Annotated in this window: 13 protein-coding genes, 8 tRNA genes and 2 pseudogenes; 6 read left to right on the forward strand and 17 right to left on the reverse strand. The window is 38.0% G+C overall.

Annotation, left to right across the window (positions count from 1 at the left end):
* Window positions 1–67: 67 nt before the first annotated feature.
* From QQK09_RS00005 to QQK09_RS00015, 3 genes and pseudogenes are all read left to right on the forward strand, one after another.
* A pseudogene (locus QQK09_RS00005) lies at window positions 68–750 on the forward strand (IS630 family transposase); the annotation flags it as partial.
* On the forward strand, window positions 750–953 hold the full coding sequence (locus QQK09_RS00010; RefSeq protein ID WP_431312576.1) for a hypothetical protein: 204 nt from the start codon (window positions 750–752) through the stop codon (window positions 951–953). The pseudogene QQK09_RS00005 and the gene QQK09_RS00010, both read left to right, overlap by 1 nt.
* Window positions 933–1,315: pseudogene (locus QQK09_RS00015) on the forward strand (transposase); the annotation flags it as partial. The gene QQK09_RS00010 and the pseudogene QQK09_RS00015, both read left to right, overlap by 21 nt.
* A gap of 53 nt (window positions 1,316–1,368) precedes the next feature.
* Here QQK09_RS00015 and QQK09_RS00020 read toward each other — a convergent pair.
* Window positions 1,369–2,268 (reverse strand): porin, encoded by a 900-nt coding sequence (locus QQK09_RS00020; protein WP_284202070.1) that lies wholly within the window; start codon window positions 2,266–2,268, stop codon window positions 1,369–1,371.
* A 308-nt stretch (window positions 2,269–2,576) separates the two neighbouring features.
* On the opposite strand from QQK09_RS00020, the gene QQK09_RS00025 reads away from it, so the two are divergent.
* Together QQK09_RS00025 and QQK09_RS00030 are read left to right on the forward strand one after the other, a co-directional pair.
* Window positions 2,577–2,729, forward strand: coding sequence for a hypothetical protein (locus QQK09_RS00025; RefSeq protein ID WP_284202071.1), 153 nt, complete (start codon window positions 2,577–2,579; stop codon window positions 2,727–2,729).
* Window positions 2,730–3,037: 308 nt separating this feature from the next.
* Window positions 3,038–3,202: a hypothetical protein gene (locus QQK09_RS00030; RefSeq protein ID WP_284202072.1), complete on the forward strand. Its 165-nt coding sequence runs from the start codon at window positions 3,038–3,040 to the stop codon at window positions 3,200–3,202.
* A gap of 477 nt (window positions 3,203–3,679) precedes the next feature.
* On the opposite strand, the gene QQK09_RS00035 is transcribed toward QQK09_RS00030, so the two are convergent.
* Window positions 3,680–4,870 carry a tyrosine-type recombinase/integrase gene (locus tag QQK09_RS00035; protein WP_284202073.1) on the reverse strand — a complete coding sequence of 397 codons (1,191 nt, stop codon included), beginning with the start codon at window positions 4,868–4,870 and terminating at the stop codon, window positions 3,680–3,682.
* 13 nt (window positions 4,871–4,883) lie between these two features.
* Window positions 4,884–5,093 carry a hypothetical protein gene (locus tag QQK09_RS00040; protein ID WP_284202074.1) on the reverse strand — a complete coding sequence of 70 codons (210 nt, stop codon included), beginning with the start codon at window positions 5,091–5,093 and terminating at the stop codon, window positions 4,884–4,886.
* Between the two features lie 122 nt (window positions 5,094–5,215).
* Between QQK09_RS00040 and QQK09_RS00045 the strand changes: the two genes are divergently transcribed.
* Window positions 5,216–5,443: a helix-turn-helix domain-containing protein gene (locus QQK09_RS00045; protein WP_284202075.1), complete on the forward strand. Its 228-nt coding sequence runs from the start codon at window positions 5,216–5,218 to the stop codon at window positions 5,441–5,443.
* A 527-nt stretch (window positions 5,444–5,970) separates the two neighbouring features.
* Here QQK09_RS00045 and QQK09_RS00050 read toward each other — a convergent pair.
* From QQK09_RS00050 to wecA, 14 genes are all read right to left on the reverse strand, one after another.
* A tRNA-Met gene (locus QQK09_RS00050) sits at window positions 5,971–6,047 on the reverse strand.
* A gap of 76 nt (window positions 6,048–6,123) precedes the next feature.
* Window positions 6,124–6,200, reverse strand: a tRNA-Met gene (locus QQK09_RS00055).
* A gap of 18 nt (window positions 6,201–6,218) precedes the next feature.
* A tRNA-Val gene (locus tag QQK09_RS00060) sits at window positions 6,219–6,294 on the reverse strand.
* A 57-nt stretch (window positions 6,295–6,351) separates the two neighbouring features.
* Window positions 6,352–6,427 (reverse strand) — tRNA-Val (locus QQK09_RS00065).
* A gap of 29 nt (window positions 6,428–6,456) precedes the next feature.
* Window positions 6,457–6,532: transfer RNA gene (locus tag QQK09_RS00070), tRNA-Val, on the reverse strand.
* A gap of 55 nt (window positions 6,533–6,587) precedes the next feature.
* Window positions 6,588–6,663: transfer RNA gene (locus QQK09_RS00075), tRNA-Val, on the reverse strand.
* 164 nt (window positions 6,664–6,827) lie between these two features.
* Window positions 6,828–7,787, reverse strand: a complete 960-nt coding sequence (locus QQK09_RS00080; protein WP_284202076.1) for a DHH family phosphoesterase — start codon at window positions 7,785–7,787, stop codon at window positions 6,828–6,830.
* Between the two features lie 161 nt (window positions 7,788–7,948).
* Window positions 7,949–8,584: an adenylyl-sulfate kinase gene (cysC, locus tag QQK09_RS00085; RefSeq protein WP_284202077.1), complete on the reverse strand. Its 636-nt coding sequence runs from the start codon at window positions 8,582–8,584 to the stop codon at window positions 7,949–7,951.
* A gap of 72 nt (window positions 8,585–8,656) precedes the next feature.
* A complete protein-coding gene (locus tag QQK09_RS00090; RefSeq protein WP_284202078.1) occupies window positions 8,657–10,384 on the reverse strand; it encodes an SLC13 family permease in 1,728 nt (575 codons plus the stop codon).
* Between the two features lie 90 nt (window positions 10,385–10,474).
* Window positions 10,475–11,887, reverse strand: a complete 1,413-nt coding sequence (gene cysN / locus QQK09_RS00095; protein WP_284202079.1) for a sulfate adenylyltransferase subunit CysN — start codon at window positions 11,885–11,887, stop codon at window positions 10,475–10,477.
* Between the two features lie 333 nt (window positions 11,888–12,220).
* The gene (gene cysD / locus QQK09_RS00100) at window positions 12,221–13,129 is read right to left on the reverse strand and encodes a sulfate adenylyltransferase subunit CysD (RefSeq protein ID WP_284202080.1); all 909 of its coding nucleotides are present in this window, start codon (window positions 13,127–13,129) and stop codon (window positions 12,221–12,223) included.
* 832 nt (window positions 13,130–13,961) lie between these two features.
* Window positions 13,962–14,037, reverse strand: a tRNA-Val gene (locus tag QQK09_RS00105).
* Window positions 14,038–14,127: 90 nt separating this feature from the next.
* Window positions 14,128–14,203, reverse strand: a tRNA-Val gene (locus QQK09_RS00110).
* Between the two features lie 276 nt (window positions 14,204–14,479).
* Complete coding sequence (gene wecA, locus QQK09_RS00115; protein ID WP_348532694.1) at window positions 14,480–15,607, reverse strand: UDP-N-acetylglucosamine--undecaprenyl-phosphate N-acetylglucosaminephosphotransferase; 1,128 nt, start codon at window positions 15,605–15,607, stop codon at window positions 14,480–14,482.
* Window positions 15,608–15,765: the final 158 nt, after the last annotated feature.

Genomic DNA, 15,765 nt, shown 5'->3' on the forward strand with positions numbered 1-15,765 from the left:
TCGGCGACTTAACGCCGATTAACTATGAAAATTTACAAAGTCAGGTGTCCGGTTGGACTTGACCAGAATAGAGTATAAAAAATCCAATATTTACAACCTATTACACGAACTAAATCTTAGTTGGATCACTACACGCTCAAAGCATCCTAAACAATCAATTGACGCACAGGAAAATTTTAAAAAAATTCCAAATAAAAACGATCCTTAAGATCCCTGGTCATGTTGCATTAGAACGGGTGGATATCTGGTTTCAAGATGAGGCGCGGGTAACAGAATACAACAACTAAAATATGGCCTGAAAAAGGCACGAGACCACGTGTAGTTCAGCAATAACAATACACTTATGCCTACCTGTTTGGTGCTGTTTGCCCGACTAATGGTAAAGCAGAAGCCATTATTGCGCCTTTTAGTAATATGGAAATAATGAAAGAACATCTAGCACTCATTGCAAGCGCAACTGAGGTTGGCCGTCACGCAGTAGTGATAATGGATGGTGCGAGCTGGCATCAAGAATATTTAGACGAAGCATTCCCTAATTTAAGTATTATCCAGATCCCGCCATACTTTCCAGAATTAAATCCAATTGAACAAGTCTGGTCATGGATGCGACAAAATGAAATTGCTAATCGAGTTTTCAAGGATTATGACGACATTGTAGAAAAGTGTGCTAATGCTTGGAATCATTTCAGAAGTGACATCAATAGAGTTATTTCATTATGTTCAAGATCGTGGATTAATCTGAGCAATTAATGAATGGAATTGGTATTACAAGTGATGAAGCGTTAATTAGCGGGCAAGTTTATAGTGCGCAGGACGCTGTATCTGCTTTAAACGTCACGACTAGCCTTCTTTACCGTTGGAAACAAAAAGCAGAAGAACATACCAATTCAACTGTTAATTCTGATGAGCTATTGGCCTTGTGCAAAGAAGTAAAACGCATGACGGTTGATTAAATTGAGCCGGCATTACAAATGGCGATTAACATCAGAGGGCCTGAGCCTGGGTTAATGTTTCACAGTGATAGTGGTTCTCAATATAAAGTGGGCGATTTAGTTAATTACTGAGCAAATATAAAACAATAGCCTCAATGAGCAGTGTAGGGGCTTGTTTATATAACGCAGTTGTTGAACGATTTTTTAGCAGTTTAAAGAATGAGTGGTTATTAAATATTGCTCACTTAACACGTGATGCAATTAAAATGGATACTGAAGAATATATCCATTATGACAAACATGAACCGCTTCATACAACACTCGGCGCCTTAACACCGATTAACAATGAAAAATTACAAAGTCAGGTGCCAGTTCAAGCTTGAACAAATTAGACAAAGATCCCAGCCTAAACTGGAATCTTTCTTAATTAAAGTAATTAAAAGTCGTAGCGAAGACCTACCATAACTTCGTCATCACCTTCATCCATCAGGTCAATTTGGTATGATACGTATGTACGGGCAACACTATTGAAACGATATTGCGCTTCGAACGCTAAGTAATCTATTACAGTTTCTGAATCATTATCTTCATTTGCATAAATACCAATAAAGCGTAGTTTTTCATTTACTTTGTACTGGGCAGCAACTTCTAATCCATTAAAGTCAAAATCTTCAGCATACTCTCCCATTGAATATGTTGCAGCTAGATATAAATTACTGAATGTATAAGCAGCACCGAAAGTAGCTTGGTTTTGCTCATCTTGATCTGAATAAGAAGCACCAATATCAAGACCAAAGTCAAATGCGTAACTCGCTGATAAAGCAAATGCATCTGCGTCATCCAAATCCATTGCTTGGTAATCAACCTGCACAGTTAATGCATCAAAAGTACCTGTATATAGAAAGGTATTATTTTGTCTCTCTGAAGCGGCTTCAATGATTTGTTGTACGCCAGAATGTTCAGACGCGATATCCGTCATGTCAGATATTTGGACGTTAGAAGTATCTTGTTTACCGTAAGAAAAACTACCGAACTGTGTTTCTAAACCAGCATATAGGTAACGAGCTTCTAAATCTTTTTCTGCATCACCTAATTGATACTCCATGAAACCAAAACCAGTTAGGTTTTCAGATATTTTAGTTTCAACACCGAAGTTAATACGAGCACGACTTTTATCTTTCATCGTGCCATCAAACTCATTACCAAACACTCCTCGTGCTTCAACACGACCGCCAATTGATACTTTAGTGCCTTCATTATCGTATACAGTAACCGCACTTGCTGTTGCAGAAGCTAGAGAAGAAATTACAGCAACTGCTAATATAGTTTTTTTCATTATTTTTTCCATGTTTATGTTATGTTTATTAATATTAATATTAATATTATTGCTTTTGATTATGATTAAAATACTTTTTCAATTCACAACGAAACAACAAACTATTTATTAATGAACATAATTTACCTGAATCATGAGCAAGAAATGTATCAACACAGTATCGTCAGATGACTATTTTAATTTTACCTCTATAAAACTCTTCGGGATGGCTATATTTTTCAGTCATAATAGAGCTATATTTCCGTAAAGCAGTTGGTATGGGTAATAAAATGTAAGTGCAATTTGTTTATGGTGCGCTGATAATTGAAATGACAGACAACCGAATTCGATTAAATGTAGTCGAAGCCATTGAGTTAAATAATTTTTCGAATGCTGTTGCAGGACAATATAAGATGATTAATAGTGGTAGTATTATTGATTTTCTAGACAAAATTAAACAGCGTTATGATACTCAAAAATAATCCACTTAGTACCTGATGTCGCAGGCTATCATCTGCCTCATGTAATTATTCATAAGGCAAAAGATCTTGGTGTAACACTTCATTATCCCCACCTCTTGGTGCTGATTTAAATACAAAAATTAACGATAATTACCATAGGTTTACCTACAATAGGTATAGTCCATTTGATGCCACACCACTTAGTTTAAGAATTATTAAACATTTCATCTTCCGACTAACGATATAACTACATTGATTAAAGCGATAAGCGTAAGCCTTCTGAAATTATTTCAACCCGAGGGGGGTACTACAAAATAGTGGTAGGTTTGATGGATTTAAGCAATGTAAATAATCAGCAACTTGAGCTGTTTTCAAGCACTAAACAGAATAATGAATTAATGCAGGTATTAGTAGATACTAATCAATGCTATGTTACTGATAGTGCATTTATTGCAGAAATTGAATATTCGCCAGAGTTATTAACGCCACAATAAATTACTAAATGGGCAGGTATCCTTAAAATAAATTGTTAAATTGCACACTGGATACTCAGCTGAAGCATTCCGTTAACAAAAGATGTAATCCGCTTTAAGCGAATTACATTATCTGCTCATTTTAGAAGTTAATAAAAACTGAAATCTTGCTGATGACTATTCAATCTCATTAACAGTTTGTTTTGTAAATCAGAAAGAGAGCATGTGAATTGGCACTGATTGATTGAAACTAATCGCTCAAGTAACCATTGCTCTACCATTTGCTGATTAGTTAAAAGTTCATAACCACAAAGTATAGCGACGCTGTTCCCCTTTAACTGAATATTTAAATTCCTACAGAGAATAATGGCGTACTCACATTTGCATTTTAAGAGTGATTTTATTAGCGTGAGCCTCCTACACTGTAACTCAAGTAAACCTTGCTTGCGTAATGCTATTTCACTATCAATAGCTTGCACAATGGGATGATCTTGGACACTAAGCATTTGAGCCTCCAATTGCATCAGACAATAATTTATCCATCGCACTGCCATCACGACGAGTTAAATTCGGCACATAGCGAGAATACACCTTAAACAACATCTCGGTCGTTGAATGCCCCATTTGTTTAGCTATCCACTCAGGAGACTCACCAGAAGCAAGCCACAAAGTCGCAGCGGTATGACGAGTTTGATATGGCCGGCGTTTTTCAAGTGATAGTCGTTTTAACAAAGGATACCAAACACGCTTAGTCACGTTGTTGTGATCAATAAGCTCTCCATTTTTTTGACAAAAAACAAACTTTGATTGCTGATATGTTATTTTAAATTGCGCCTGTAATGCATCATAAACAGGCTCACTCATAAAAACATCACGTTGTGATGAATCAGTCTTAGTATAACTTTCCTCCCCTGCTACAACTGTTTCTCTAATTTTGATTAAACGGTGTTCAAAGTCGACATACTTCCACTTTAAGCCATCTATCTCTCCTGTTCGCAGACCAGTAAAGAAGCGGACCGTATAATAGAGTCGATAGTCAGGACGAACCGTATCAATAATGCGTGTTACCTCATTAATAGAAAAAGGTTGCACGTCACTTTTCGGGATTTTTAAGGGTTTAATGCGAATAAAGGGAGTGGTAAACTGATAACGATCGGCAGCCTCTTCAAATATTCTACGTAAGGGATCCATGATCTTATTTATCGTGTTATTCGTTAAAGATTCTCGCCCATTTCGTCCTGGTACTTTGGTCAGTGTAGTACGAAATTTGAGTAAATCTGAACGCGTGATGTTGCCGATCACCTTTTCACCAAATGCAGGCAAGTAGTATTTGTTAACCATGCCCAATATGTTGATTGCATGAGACTTACGCCAATTGATTTGGTTTACTTCTAGCCATTCAATAATATACTCTTCAAATAAAACCGTTTGAATCCCAAGACTTGAAGTGTTGTCATCAGAGTCATTATTTTCAGCTAATTTCTTTCCTGTTTGGCTATTTGGAAAGAAATCCATATAATTAAATGAGTCTAGCGAGAGTGCCGCTTCAAGAAGTTTTAGTTTTGAATTAAGCTTTTTACGATTACTTTTTGTATCATTTAGCGTGGTTGTCTCTCTATAACGTTTGCCTTGGTAGTTAAAAGAGAAGAACAATTTGTTATTATCTTTTCTAGCTGAAATTTTAGCCATGATAAACTCCCTATTAGCAAGCTAATGCAATTGAATCATCTGAAAGTGAAATCATATCTTTTTCGATTTGCTCCCAGATAAATAACATTTTGCGACGGCCAAAAGGACGAATGTAGTGTTGCCCTTCAAATAGGCAGCAATCTACAAGCTCGTTTCTAATTGTTCGAGGGTTGTAATGAATACGCTCAGCGAGTTGGTCTGTGGTTAGATAAGTATTAGACATAAGTTTTCCTTTTTTAAGGTTAAGGGAAACGTAATACGCACATCAAGTTCCCCACAAGAACAACAATACACCTTAATCTAGGTTCTCACAAGGAACCAACAAAAGAAATTTTAGGATGTTTTATGATTTATTTTAAAATCAATGAATTAATTCAGCAAAAAGAACGTATGGAAAATCGGGTTATTTCATTACAAACAATCTCAGATGAATCTGGCGTTAACCGTTCGGCCTTATCAAAAATGAAAAGCCCAAATATAAAATACTCTACAACAACAAATACTATTGAAGATCTATGCAGATATTTTAAGTGCTCTGTAGGAGACGTTATTGAATTCAGAGAGGATGCTTGAATTAACAAAAATGGATCTCAAATGAAAATAGCCGGAGATAACAATAATAAAACCATTTGGGCACAGAAAACAAATTATAAATTTAATTTGTTTTTATTGCCTTGAGTTAATTAAATATTTTAGATCAATGAGTTGAGTGCATAAATATTGCGATGTATTTAATGTCCATTAAGGTAAATTAAAACCATTTGGGCACAAAAAAGTAATCATCTATTTTGACACTAAAAACAGCCTAAAATTGGCGAATTGCCCGAAGGTCAAATCAGGTATATTTATAGTAAGTAAAGATGAAGATCTGAGATTTGGGTTTACTAAAAAAGGCACAATTTGGGCACAAAATCGATTCTGTGCCCAAATGAATTTTTCTGATGAAAAAAATTTGTGTAAAAATCGTTTTAGAATAGATAAGTATTCTTTGAAATTTAGTTTAGATAGCTTTGAAAGTTAATTTAAAATATTGTTCTTCGGGGTAATTTAAATCAGGATATTTCAGGTAGGTATTACTTGAGGTTTTCTTTTAAATCAATTGGTTGCGAGAGCTGGATTTGAACCAACGACCTTCGGGTTATGAGCCCGACGAGCTACCAAACTGCTCCATCTCGCGTCCGTAATTGTGTTTCTTTTTCTAAATCTTGTTCTAATACTGTGCAATTAACAATTCTTTTAAATAATAAAAGAATTGGTTGCGAGAGCTGGATTTGAACCAACGACCTTCGGGTTATGAGCCCGACGAGCTACCAAACTGCTCCATCTCGCGTCCGTAAATTCAATATCATGGTGGGCGATACTGGGCTTGAACCAGTGACCCCCGCCTTGTAAGGGCGGTGCTCTCCCAACTGAGCTAATCGCCCATGATATTAGTGTAGTGATTTTACTTCGAAATACAATAGAAGATCTAACAAGTAATGTGGTGGGCGATACTGGGCTTGAACCAGTGACCCCCGCCTTGTAAGGGCGGTGCTCTCCCAACTGAGCTAATCGCCCACATTACATTATGCTAAACGTTTTTATTATGGTGGGCGATACTGGGCTTGAACCAGTGACCCCCGCCTTGTAAGGGCGGTGCTCTCCCAACTGAGCTAATCGCCCATAATAAAAACAACAATCATTTTAATTCTGACTGATAAGAATTGCAACATTGAATTGGTGGGCGATACTGGGCTTGAACCAGTGACCCCCGCCTTGTAAGGGCGGTGCTCTCCCAACTGAGCTAATCGCCCAATTCAGTGTTACTTCGTTCTTTCGGGCTATGCCTTGGGAACGAGGCGAATAATATAGAACCTGATTGGTTGATGCAAGCACTTTGTTTAAATGAATTGCGCGACTGCCTAACTCTTAAACAAGATGGCTATTATGCATGCACAAAGGGCAACAATTGAGCGTATTAAAGCGTGTAGTGCCCTTCAACCTGTTCAATAAAGTTCACAAGTTGATCAAAAGGTAATGCATTAATACCAGCGGCAGCTGCTCGCCCACCTCCTGTTGCAAATGAACTACAAATATCGCCAGCACCTTGTTTGTTATTTAACGGTGCACGCAATGAAATAAGATAACTCGCGTCGCTGTTCTGCGTTAATACTGCATGCGCTGAGTTTGCAGATTGATTTGCCAATAAATTACCATACACACCACTAATACGTCGTGACCATGATTCATTCGGCAGCTCAAAAACAGAAAGTAACGCGCTTTGATGTTTGGCAGGGATCGCCAGTGCCTTATCCATATCCTCTTGATAAGCTTTTTGTAGCTTATAGAAAGGTGAATCTAGATCCTTAATTAGATCAAATGGCGATGGGTAGGCTAATAGCGAACGATATAACGCAGCAGGTGCAAAGTGTAAATCCGTCACCGCGGCGCCATAGCCATTATAGTTAATCAACGTGCCTAACTCTTTTAACTGTGCAGCTTGCTCATCTGAATAACCCGCTTGTGAAGCAAGTTGATCGGCTTTAGCAATTAAGTTATCACCGTATGCGGCAGTAATCGCCCATGCGTGATATTTTCCTGCGAGTAATTTATCAACAATTAAAGCGGTACAGGTATTAGCATCTAAATCGATATGAGCATCAAGGTTTTCATGTTCAGGAATATCACCCGAACGGTGATGATCAGCATAAAAAACAGAAGCGCCCTGCTCTAGTGCCTTATTCACACCCTCAATATTTTTTTCCATTGATATATCTAAAATAGTTAACTTATCCCCTTGTGCTGGATTAATGCTTTGCACTAGTTGGATATTACGTTTAACACCTGTTACTAATTCACTATCAATAGGGTCTGCAAGACGCAATTGTAATAACGTAATTATGCCATCTGCATCACCATTAAAAATATCGTAATTCATTAAAAACCTTTATAAAAATAGCTGTCAGCTGTTAAAAAATCAAAAACAGCAGTATCGCTTCACAGTGATTGTAGGTCGGGCTTCAGCCCGACAAGTGATATAAAAGCAGCATCGATGGAGTGTCGACATAAACACCGACCTACAGTAAATATTCGCCTACATTAACTTATGAAATTATTCGCTTTCAAATATTCAATCACTTGTAGCGCACAAGCTTCAATCGATTTCTCTGCTGTTTTGACATGTACTTCTGGATTAACAGGTGCTTCATAAGCTGAATCAATACCAGTAAAGTTTTTTATTTCTCCGGCACGTGCCTTTTTATAAAGTCCTTTAGGGTCACGAGATTCACACACGTCTAACGGTGTATCGATAAAGACTTCAATAAATTGGTTATTAGGTAATTGCTCTCTCACCATTTCACGATCCGAGATAAAAGGAGAGATAAATGCCGTTGATACTAATAAACCCGCATCAGCAAATAACTTAGCAACTTCCGATACACGGCGAATATTTTCGACACGATCAGCATCAGAAAAGCCTAAATCGCCATTCAAACCATGACGGACGTTATCACCATCAAGTACATAGGTTTTAACACTCTGTTGATGCAACATTAAATCGACTGCATTAGCAACAGTCGACTTACCAGAGCCACTTAAACCGGTAAACCAAAGTACCGCCGCTTTATGGCCATTTAATTGCACATGGTCATCATGCGAAACACTCGCACTATGCCAAACCACATCCGATGATTTATCACCATCAACTTCTTTTTCTATATAAGGGGTAGACATAACATTCCTTTAAAGTAATGAGTAGCGAATTGCGAGCTTCGAAGTTCGAGGCTAGACACTCGCGATTTTTTCCTATAATCCAAAAACAATAACAATCATACTCACCGCAGTAATACTATAAGCGAGACTGACAGGCACACCTATTTTAATAAAATCATTTAACCGATATTGGCCAGCATTAAAGACCATGAGGTTGGTTTGATAGCCATAAGGGCTAATGAAACTAGCACTTGCTCCAAATGCAACGGCCATAATAAAAGCCGTCGGATTCGCATCAATACTGGTTGCTAATCCATAAGCAATCGGAAAAACTAATGCCGCTGCAGCATTATTAGTAACGAGTTCGGTGAGTAACCAGGTAATAATATAAATAGCAATTAACGCCATGAGAGGCGTAAACGCATGGGTATTATTGCTCACCAGCAGGGTAAATTGTTCTATTACACCGCTATTTTGTAATGCATAAGAGAGCACGATAGCGGAGGAAATAATCACCCATATATCGATCGGCATACGTCGTAATAACTCATTAGTACTGAAACAGCCAGTTAAGAGTAAAACGCCTAGCAATAATAAAACCGATTTGAACAGAGGCAACACCCCCACTGCCGACAATGTAATTGCGATCAGAAATCCAACGACCGCTAACCACTCTTTTGTACCCGATAAACGTGAATCTAGTTCAATATCAGAAAGTAAAATGAAATTTTTACGGATATTACGACGCGACTTAAAATCTTCACCGACCGCAAGCACTAAAAAGTCACCCGGTTTTATTTTTAAACGACCAATTTTACCCGATACTTTTTCACCATCGCGTTTAATGGCAACCACAGCAGCATCAAACAGAGAACGAAAACCCACCTTTTTAAGGGTTTTTCCGTTTAAAATACTTTCAGGGCGCACAACAACTTCACGTAAATTATCAATCGATAAACCATTTTTTTCTGCGAAGATAGATAAGCCATCAAACATATTTAGTTGGCTAACCGTTGAAATGTCACCACTAAAAATAAGTTTATCGTTCGCTTGTAACACTTCACTTGGTGCAATCGCGCTAAGTAGACTTTCGCCACGCATAATTTCTACTAAGAACAGTGATTGCAGATGACGTAATCCATTTTGTTCAACGGTTTTTCCAACCAAGGTAGAATCGGCACTCACTTTAGCTTCAATAAAATAAGACTCAGCTTCTGCAGTGTCGATACTTCGATCAGGCAAACACTGACCACAAAAATAGAGCGTAATACCACAAACAACCACTAAGCAAAGCCCTACTAACGTAAAATCGAAAAAACCAAGTGTAGGCAAACCGGCATCTAACACTAAGCTGTTTACAATTAAATTTGTTGAAGTCCCGACTAAGGTTAATGTCCCTCCTAAAATAGCAGCATAGGATAGTGGTATTAAGAGCTTACTAGGCGAGTGATGAGGATTATTTCGAATCGGCGCTAACATCGTTGATACGACAGCGGTATTATTTAGTAGCGCAGAAGAAAGTACCGTAAAACCAAATAAGCGTACCCATGTAGCTTTATAGCTCGGTTTAATGACCTTCATGGCAATAAGGCGAAGTAACCTTGTTTTTTCTAGCGCAATCGAACATAACATCAGCAAGATCAACGTCAATAAACCTTGATTAGAGAGACTTCTAATGACTTGTTCGCTAGAGACCATTTGAGTCGAAAAGAGCACTAATAAAGCAATACCAAACACTAAGCTAGGACGTTGTTGGTACTTAATTAGACCAATGATGGTAGAGATAAATACAGCGAGTACAAAATAAGATTGAATAGTCATAGCGGCTCAACAGTTATTAGTAGTTAGTCATTAGTTATTAGTTATTAGTAAAAACTAACAACTAATGACTACCATCTAATGACTAGTTTTCTATCCTTTAAGGATATCTTTTGCTTCCCAGTGAGGGAAATGTTTACGTACTAACGCATTAAACTCAAGTTCGAATGGGCTGTAAGCATGCTCTTGGCTTTGTTTAACCGCTTCGATAGAGCCACGAATCATACCAGCACCAACCGTTGCATTACTTAGACGGTCAATAATAATAAATGCCCCCGTCGCACGATTTTGATTGTAAGCATCAAACTGAACAGGTTTTACAACCTCAAAGTTACAACTACCAATCTCGTTTAGCTCAAGCTTGCTCGCTTCTGCCTGCTCCATGGTATTAACATCTGTTTTAGAGTTAATCGTCACCACTGAACCCACGGTAGAATTAGTACCCACTTTGATGATGTATTCACGATCAACATGTAACGCTTCTTCATCCATCCAAACCACATCAGCAACAAAGTTTTTACTTGATTCTGGTTTTTCATGTGGGCGAACAATCATATCACCACGGCTAATATCGATTTCATCTTCTAGCGTTAGCGTAATTGCCATGCCTTCAAATGCAGTTTCAATATTGCCATCAAAAGTAACAATTTCTTTCACTTTACTCTGCTTACCAGAAGGTAATGCTTCAATCGTATCGCCAACACGAATTTCACCCGATGCGATAGTACCTGCAAAGCCACGGAAGTTTAGATTAGGACGATTAACGTATTGCACCGGTAAACGGAACTGATCGTTAGTATCATTATTAATCTGAATTGTATTTAACAGACGCAGTAGTGGTGAACCAGGGTACCAAGACATATTAGTACTTTGATTAACAACATTATCGCCTTTCAACGCTGAAATAGGCACGAAACGAATATCGGCAATGTTTAACTGTTTTGCAAATTCACGATAATCCGCTTTAATTTTCTTATAAACATCTTGATCGTAATCGACTGCATCCATCTTATTCACAGCAACCACAACATGCTTAATACCTAGCAAAGAACAGATGTATGAATGACGACGTGTTTGAACTTGTACACCATGTCGCGCATCAATTAAGATAATCGCTAAATCACAAGTAGATGCCCCAGTTGCCATGTTACGAGTGTATTGTTCATGTCCAGGCGTATCAGCAATGATGAATTTACGTTTTTCTGTCGCAAAGTAACGGTAAGCTACATCAATCGTAATGCCCTGCTCACGTTCAGATTGCAAACCATCAACTAATAACGCTAAATCGAATGAGTTATCCGTTGTATTGAATTTTTTCGAGTCTTTTTCAATAGCAGCCATATGATCTTCAAAAATCATTTTGCTATCGTATAACAAACGGCCAATCAAGGTTGATTTACCGTCATCAACGCTACCACAAGTGATAAAACGCATCATATCTTTGTTTTCGTGTACGCGTAGATACTCTTCGATATCTGTCGCTAATAAATTTTGTTCATTTGACATTTTTAATCCTTTTAAAAATATAGCTGCCAGTTATTAGCTATCAGCTGTCAGAAAAAGCTATTTGATATCCGCTATTGCTTTGATTACCCGTCAACATCATGAAATCTGGTGGGTTTCTTCTCGCCAAGCTTTACCTTCAACTTAAGGTAAATAACCAATATCAATACCGATATATATTTGCATTATTGTTTCCGCTAACGATGAGCGAGCAATATCCTACAATCGGTTTTCTCTTTATTACTATTTCTCGTCATGCCTTCAACTGTATTACTCAGCTCAGATACCTCTGAGCGAGTGAGTTGACAACTGAAAATGGACTTTCTTAAGCACCGCTTAGAAATATCCTTCCATCTTCTTCTTCTCCATCGATCCCGCTGAATCGTTATCGATGACACGGCCTTGACGTTCAGAGGTAGTCGTAAGCAGCATTTCTTGGATAATTTCAGGCAATGTTTGCGCTTCAGACTCAATCGCACCCGTTAGTGGGTAACAGCCAAGTGTTCGGAAACGAACATTCTTCATTTGCGGCACTTCTCCCTCTTCAAGTGGCATACGTTCATCATCAACCATGATTAATGAACCATCACGTTCAACAACAGGGCGCGGTGCTGAGAAGTACAGTGGTACCATTTCAATATCTTCTTGGTAGATGTACTGCCAGATATCAAGTTCCGTCCAGTTAGAAAGTGGGAACACACGAATACTTTCACCACGATCTACTTTTGAGTTGTAGATATTCCATAGCTCAGGGCGTTGATTTTTAGGATCCCAACGGTGTTTCTTATCACGAAAAGAATAAACACGCTCTTTAGCACGAGATTTCTCTTCATCACGACGAGCACCACCAAAAGCAGCATCAAAACCATGTTTATCGAGTGCCTGTTTTAGGCCTTGGGTTTTCATAATATCAGTATGTTTTGCACTACCATGCTCAAAAGGACTGCACCCCATTGCAATACCTTCAGGGTTTTTGTGCACGATTAAATCGAAATCATACTTTTCCGCTAAGTTATTACGGAATTCGATCATCTCTTTGAACTTCCAGTTGGTATCAACATGCATCAAAGGAAATGGAATTTTACCTGGGTAGAAGGCTTTACGTGCTAAATGCAGTAAAACAGAGGAATCTTTACCAATCGAATAAAGCATTACTGGGTTATCAAACTCTGCAGCAACTTCACGCATTATTTGAATTGACTCCGCCTCCAAGGCTTTAAGATGAGTTAATCTATTTTTGTTCATGACTTTCCTTTGCTAAACATGGTGTAGTTGCAAAGAAGTATGCCTTAATACATTAATTTAGTTAATAACCTAGAGAGGTATTATTGAGGCTAGAATGCTATAACATAGACCTTTTTGTCATTAAGAGTACGCACAACATCAAAGAATAAAAGAGTGAATAGAGAGGTAGTCACCTAATCATACAGGGCCTTCTATTAACAAATAACGATAAATGAACCGCAGTATATCCCCCTATCGCGGCATTGATGCCTGCCACTTTCAGTTTTTCAGCTGAGGACAGCTTCGCCACTTCATCGCAATGAACAATAATTAATGTTTGAGGTTGATAACGCAGTCATGCAAGGAGGTTAAGTAAATTAGATTAGCCGGCATACGTAGAACAACTAGAAATAGCATGAATACTTGCAACAATAAGTTTTTATTCACCCTCAATATTAACGCCCCCTCTATTTTAGATCAGCCGGAATCCCGCGATGATATATTTTTTTACCTTAGGTAATCAAAAAAACGAAAGCATTACGCAGGCAGAAAAATCACTAATCATTAAACACTTTTTTCCTAATTTTAGCTAAAACCCTCTTTATAGAGCACGAACTGAGGTAAATTGTTTATTAACTGAATGGTGGATTGATTACAGATTATTTATAGGGAAATTGGTAAAAAAAACTGGTCTACGTGCTGTTCTGATTGATTATAAATCATGACGTTATGAAGGATTACATTCTGTCTAAGGATTATTTTTTTATTAATAACAAGTTATTTCTCATGTAGAGATAAGTTATTAGTAAGTGTTTTGCGTGTATTGCTAACTGATACGAGGAATAAATATAGATGGTGGGCGATACTGGGCTTGAACCAGTGACCCCCGCCTTGTAAGGGCGGTGCTCTCCCAACTGAGCTAATCGCCCATCTAATAGTTGGTAAACGGAATACAAAATATTTTCGTATTCGTTTTATTTTGAATCTTTATTCTGTTTAAAGCAGAGTAACAATTTAGATGGTGGGCGATACTGGGCTTGAACCAGTGACCCCCGCCTTGTAAGGGCGGTGCTCTCCCAACTGAGCTAATCGCCCATCTAAAAGTTTAACTAAACGCGAATCTGCATTGATTTAAGCAGGTACCTTCTCGTTTATGGGCCGCATTATAAAGAAGTCATTGCCTCCGTCAAGTGCTTTTCTAGGATATTTTGATAGTAGGTATTCGTTCGGCTAAAAACACAACAATTGCAGCTTAAATTTCACCAAATTATTGAGATATAATCAGTTTACATAACAATACGTCAAATGAACCAGTATTTAAATAAGTAAAAAGTGCGGCATTACGCCGCATAATCGTAACAATTTATAGATTTACTGCTGAATACTAGAGGTATTGATTTTTTCATCACAGGTTTCAACAGCATGGCGAGGTTGCCCCATTAGAGAGCGTACCTTAGCAACGACTTTCCAGATATAAGAGAGCATAACCGCATAAAGCACAAAACCGCACATGAAAGTATAAAACATAATATATTCAGGCACATTCAACACTTCACCAGCGATACCGATAGCTGCAAAGCAAAAAGCAACACTACAAATAGCAACCAATGTTTGTCTTGAATTCAAACCAATACGTTGGCATATATGATGTAAATGCTCACGATCGGGCTTAAAAGGACTATCACCACGGCGGACACGACGGATCATAATAGCCGCCATATCAAATAACGGGAGTGCAATTAACCATAATGCCGTCACCGGACGTAATATATTTTGACCTTCAGCTCTCTGTGAGATTGAAATGAGCAGCCAAATAACAGTAAAACCAATGAGCATACTACCTGCATCCCCCATAAATACTTTCCGTGTACGCCCGAAGAACCCGAGGTTAAAAAGAATGTACGGTAACATCACAACAATAAACACGGCGCATAAATACGCTAAACGGTAATCACCCTGACAAAGAAATAAAACACCGATCGCGGCAAAAGTCACGGATGCAAGCCCACCAAGTAAACCATCAATGCCATCAACCATATTAAAGGCATTAATCGCACCGATCACGGCCAATACAGTAATGAATTGATCAATAACAACGGGTAACTCAATCACGCCTACCCCAAGTAAATTACCTAATAGAGATAACTTTACTCCCGCTACATTGATCATTAATAACGCCAGACCAGCCTGCACCAACATTCTAAATCGAACACTAATATCAAACTTATCGTCTAACACGCCAACAGCAACCAAAATAGCAATAGAGATTGAATAAAGCTCACTGTATTGAAATATATCGGGTTCAAGGTAGAGAAAATACAAAATAGAGAGACAAATAGAGAGGCCACCAACTAAAGGAACACTGCCCTCATGGAACTTGCGCTCATTTGGTTTATCAACCAACGCGATGCGTTCATGCTTTGCAACTTTTCGCAAAAGAAACAACATAGACAGCGCGAAAACAAATACAAACGCCAATTCAATAATCATATTTAACATAAAACCACTAGATTTAAAAAGTAAGGGGTGAAATTATTGTAAAGAAATATCAATAAAATCACAATGCATTAACAACCAAACAACCACTAACCAACAAAAGATCAAATATATAATTACCAGTATTGCTTAAAAAAGAAAGTAAATACTTCCTAGTAAGA

This window comes from Psychromonas marina, from assembly GCF_030161115.1.
GTDB lineage: Bacteria > Pseudomonadota > Gammaproteobacteria > Enterobacterales > Psychromonadaceae > Psychromonas > Psychromonas marina.